Consider the following 4,887-nt stretch of genomic DNA (forward strand, 5'->3'; position numbering starts at 1 on the left):
ACGGCCGCTGGCCGACCGGATCACGCGCGAGGACCATTTCGCCTCGCGCCGGGTCGCGCACGGCGATCGCATAGTCGCCGTCGAAGCGGACGAGCGCGCCTTCATCCCAACGCTGCCAGGCGGCGTAGATCAGCGTTTCGGGAGGCGTGTCGCGCGTCAGGCCTAGCGCGTCCGCCAGGGCATCGGCCTGCTCCAGCCGGATATCGCCGACAATCATGCGGTCGCCGTCGCCAAGGACTATGATGGCGGCGATGGGCTTCACGTTGCCGATCGCGCGTCAGCGGACAAGCGCATCGAGAAGCCGTGCCGAATGATCATGGTTGCTGGTAACCGATGGCGGCGAAAAAATAATCACTGAACCATGTCGATTTCCCGGAAGCTCGTTCGTCGTCATGACGAGACGCTCAGAGGCGTTGGCAAACAGGAGACGGACGCGATGACGATCACCATCACAGCTTTCGAGCGATCGCCCGACGGCGGCATGGGCCTGGCGCGCGACACGCGCGTCCGCTGGGCACTCGAGGAGGTGGGGCAACCTTATGCGGTTCGCCTCGTCTCCTTCGCCGCGATGAAGGAGCCCGAGCATCTCGCCCTCCATCCGTTCGGCCAGATTCCGACCTATGAGGAAGGCGATCTCTCGATATTCGAAACCGGGGCGATCGTGTTCCACATCGCGGACAAGTATCCGGGTCTGTTGCCGGAGGCGGGTGACGCCCGCGCTCGCGCCATCACCTGGATGTTCGCCGCGCTCAACACTGTCGAACCGCCGATCCTCGATCTGACGACCGCTCGAATCTTCGAAGGCGACAGGCCGTGGCGCGATGAGCGCTTGCCCTTGGTCATGGATCGGATTCGCGCCCGGCTGGACAAGCTCGCGGTCCGCTTGGGCGATGCGGACTGGATCGATGGCGCGTTCAGCGCGGGCGACCTGTTGATGGTGTCCGTACTGCTCCGCTTGAGAATGTCGGGGATGCTCGACGAATATTCGACCCTGGCCGCGTATGTCGCGCGCGGCGAAGCGCGTCCCCCCTATCGCCGTGCGTTCGCCGCGCAACTCGCGATCAACGCGCCGGCGAGCAATTGAAGGCGCGATGCGGCGGGCATGATCGCCAATGGTGATGTTGGGGGGCGGGCGTAAGCGATCGGTGCTGCCGCGCGGTGGCGGTGGTGACCCCTACGGGACTCGAACCCGTGTTTCAGCCGTGAAAGGGCCGCGTCCTAACCACTAGACGAAGGGGCCGAACGTGCCGGCGCGCGGTGGCGGTTACGGAAAGCGAAGCGTCCGGTCAAGCACCCGGCGCATCATCGTCGCGATCAATCCGCCCAGGCGGCGTCGTCGAGATGGAGTTCGGCGGCCGGGCGGGATGCCCAATCGTCGATCTTGGGACGGCCGACGAGCCACAATTTGCGGTCGCGCGGCGCCTGCAACAGGGTCTGGCCGAGCGGTGTGTCGGCGGAGCGAAACGCCATCGCCTTCAGGCTGCGACCGTCGTCTCCGGCCACGATAGCGCGGACATGGCCGTTGCCGACGACGTCGACGCGGACGATGCGGAACGGGCCGGCGGCGACGCGCGGCGCCGGCCAGCCCATGCCGTAGGGGCCGCCCGATTCCATCGTCTCGCACAGATCGGGCGTGACTCCGCCAGGCGCGAGCAAGGCGTCGACCAGCAACGCACGATCCTCTCGCGCCCGGGCGACATTGGCGGCCAGCCGTTCTTCGAGGAAAGCGGCGAATTCGGGGATGCGGTCGGCATCGATCGTGAGGCCCGCGGCCATTGCGTGCCCGCCGCCCGCGGCCAACAGGCCGATTTCCTTCGCAGCGAGGACCGCCGCACCCAAATCGACACCGGTGATCGACCGGCCCGATCCCTTGCCGACACCCGCTTCGTCGAGCGCGATGACGATCGTCGGGATGCCGAGCTTTTCCTTGAGCCGCCCGGCGACGATGCCGATCACGCCGGGATGCCAGCCCTGGCCCGACACGACTGCCACGGCATTGCCATGGGGAAGCGATTCGGCTTGTTCCTGGACGATCGATTCGATCGCGCGGCGTTCCTCGTTGAGCCGGTCGAGTTCGGCGGCAATGGTGCGCGCTTCGTCGCGATCCTCGGTGGTCAGCAACCTGACGCCGAGGTCGGCGCGCCCGACGCGACCGCCGGCGTTGATCCGCGGCCCGAGTGCGAAGCCGAGGTCGCTGCAGGTCGGCGCGCGCGTCAGGCGCGACGCTTCGACTAGTGCGGCGAGACCGACGTTGCGACGCTGCGCCATGACCTTGAGGCCTTGCGCCACGAACGCGCGGTTCAATCCCTTCAATTGCGCGACGTCGGCGACCGTGCCGAGCGCGACGAGATCGAGCAGGTCGAGCAACCGGGGCTCGGCGCGACCATCGAAGAAGGAGCGCGCGCGCAGCTCGCGCAGCAACGCGGCGCCGAGCAGGAAAGCCACGCCGACCGCGGCGAGATGGCCATGGGCAGCGCCGTCGCCCTCGTCGAGTCGGTTCGGGTTGACCAGCGCATGGGCGTGGGGAAGGGCGGCCGCGCATTTGTGATGGTCGACGACGATCACGTCGACGCCAGCCTCGCGCGCCATGTCGAGCGCCTCGAATGCCTGGGCGCCGCAATCGACGGTGACGATCAATTGCGCGCCGCCGCTCGCGATCCTCACCAATGCCTCCCCCGACGGGCCATAGCCTTCCATCAGGCGGTCGGGGATATAGGCTTGGGGGCGCAGCCCGAGGTCGCGCAGCAAGCGGATCATCAGCGCGGCCGAGGTCGCGCCGTCGACGTCATAGTCGCCGAACACGGTGACTTGCTCGCCCGCCACGACCGCGTCCGCCAGGCGACGCGCCGCCTTGTCCATATCGTTGAAAATCGACGGATCGGGCATGAAGCCGCGGATGCTGGGGGTGCGGTTCGCTTCGATCGCTTCGCGCGCGACGCCGCGCGCGAGCAGCAATTGCGTCACCAGGTCGTCGGGACGGAAGCCGGGAACGCGTGCGTCGGCCGACAGCGCGCGCCACCGCCACGGCTGGCCAAGGAACGATCGGGTGATGCCGGCGACGGTCTCCATCGCCACCGATTAACCGTGACGGATAGCCTATCGCAATGGGGAAGGCGCGTCGCTATGGCGCCCGGAAACTGGGAACGCGGGTGGTCGGAGGATTGCGATCCAGTTTCCAGCCCGAAAGCGTCCAGATCATCGGCCGGCGACAGCCGGCGCACTCGCCGACATAGCGCCCGTCCTCGGCGCGCGAACTGGCGGGGTCACGATGGTGCATCCCCATCGCGCAACCCAATGTTTGCCACAACATGACATTGCTACCTTATGCCGCTCGATCAGCGAACGGCCCGAACCCGACGTGGTTCCGCACTGCAGCAAAACGGTACGGCGCTTCGTGCCGGAAAAGGTGCGACTGGTCGCCGGCCGTGGCCGCATTGCGTCAGGGAGCGCTCGTCACCTCGTCGGCGATCAGCGTTTCGATCGCCAGCGCAGCATCGCGCGCGCCATGCTCCGCTGCGACAACGGCGCCGATCCGCTTCGCCTCGGCGATATAGGGTCGCTCGGGATCGAGCAGTTCGGCGATCCGGGGCGCCGCGCGTTCGGCGGTGAAGCGACGGGCCCTGAGCACGCTGCCCAGGCGCATCTTGCGGATGCGTTCCGCATTGTCGGACTGATCCCCCATGTGCGGCACGACTAGCTGCGGCTTGCCCGCGCGCAACGCCTGGCCGACGGTGCCGATGCCGCCGTGATGAATGATCGCCGACGCATGTCCGAACAAGGCCGAATGCGGCGCGTAATCGCGCACCAATATCTGATCGTCCGACCGGAGCGAGCTGCCAGGTCCGGTCAATAGCACGGCGCGCTGGCCGAGGCGCCGTGCCGTCGCCGCCGCCTCGGCGTAGAAATTGCCCGGGGCATGCACCGCGAACGACCCGAGCGTGAAGACCAGTGGCGGGGGCCCGGCGGCCAGGAACGCGGCGAGCTCGGCATCCGGCTGCTCGGCGGCGCCGCTTTCGCTGTCGAACATCGGGAAGCCGACGATCGCGGTGTCCGCGGGCGCATCCTTGGGCAGCGGACCGAACACCGGCGAATAGCACCCCAGCACGAGCGAGGTCTGTTCGCCGATCTCGAACAGGCAGGGATCGGTGGTCGGTGCCAGGCCGTGGCTGGCGCGCATGCGATCGATCGCCGGCGTGTAGCGGCGGCGTACCATCTTTCGAATCAGCGAGAAGGCGAGGCGGTTCCAACCTACTCCGATCGACGTTTTGGGATTGCCTTTGATCATCCAGAAATCGGGGGTGTGGGGCGGGCGATGGACCGACAGTAGCGCCATCGGCTGCAGGATCACCGACACCAACGGGATGTCGTTCATTTCGGCGACGGTGGGACTGCCGAACACGAACAGTGAGGCCACCAGCAGGTCGGCGTCGGCCGATACCCGGGCGAGCGCCTCGGTGCTCGAATCGAGCCAGGGCAGCACGACTTCCTCGAGCATGTAGACCTGGTTCGACATGGCGCGCTTGACCGCCGCGGCCTCGGCCAGACCCATGCGCTCGCGGATCGTGTCGAAGCTGGGGAGAATGGCCACCGCGTCGAGCCCGGCGGCGCGCACCTTGGTCAGATGATCTTCGGACACCGCCATAAGCGGCCGATGGCCGCGCCGCTTGAGCGCCTGGCCGATCGCGATGAACGGATGCAGGTCGCCAAGCGTCCCTACCGTGGCGAGGACGATTTTCGCTCCCCCCGAGCGCTCGTCGGATCGGGTTGCGTCCTGCTGCATGTGGTGCCGGCCTTAGACCTATCTGAGACGATCGCAAGGGTGGAGACTGGCGCGCTATTCGCGCCGAATGGCCCGTTACCTCAATAGATGGTCCAATTATTCTCCCG

At 67.2% G+C, this 4,887-nt stretch carries 4 protein-coding genes and 1 tRNA gene; 1 reads left to right on the plus strand and 4 read right to left on the minus strand.

Annotation, left to right across the window (positions count from 1 at the left end):
• Positions 1 to 262 (minus strand): hypothetical protein (locus ACTHJR_RS02785; RefSeq protein WP_440521550.1); only part of this gene is annotated, 262 nt, incomplete at its 3' end.
• Between the two features lie 174 nt (positions 263 to 436).
• Here ACTHJR_RS02785 and ACTHJR_RS02790 point away from each other — a divergent pair.
• Positions 437 to 1,084: a glutathione S-transferase family protein gene (locus ACTHJR_RS02790; RefSeq protein ID WP_440521551.1), complete on the plus strand. Its 648-nt coding sequence runs from the start codon at positions 437 to 439 to the stop codon at positions 1,082 to 1,084.
• A gap of 81 nt (positions 1,085 to 1,165) precedes the next feature.
• Here the strand turns inward: ACTHJR_RS02790 and ACTHJR_RS02795 are convergent.
• The 3 genes from ACTHJR_RS02795 to ACTHJR_RS02805 form a co-directional block, all read right to left on the minus strand.
• Positions 1,166 to 1,240, minus strand: a tRNA-Glu gene (locus ACTHJR_RS02795).
• 74 nt (positions 1,241 to 1,314) lie between these two features.
• On the minus strand, positions 1,315 to 3,069 hold the full coding sequence (recJ, locus tag ACTHJR_RS02800) for a single-stranded-DNA-specific exonuclease RecJ (protein WP_440521552.1): 1,755 nt from the start codon (positions 3,067 to 3,069) through the stop codon (positions 1,315 to 1,317).
• Between the two features lie 370 nt (positions 3,070 to 3,439).
• The gene (locus ACTHJR_RS02805; protein WP_440521553.1) at positions 3,440 to 4,780 is read right to left on the minus strand and encodes a glycosyltransferase; all 1,341 of its coding nucleotides are present in this window, start codon (positions 4,778 to 4,780) and stop codon (positions 3,440 to 3,442) included.
• Positions 4,781 to 4,887: the final 107 nt, after the last annotated feature.

It is taken from the genome of Sphingomonas sp., assembly GCF_051962185.1.
Lineage (GTDB): Bacteria > Pseudomonadota > Alphaproteobacteria > Sphingomonadales > Sphingomonadaceae > Sphingomonas.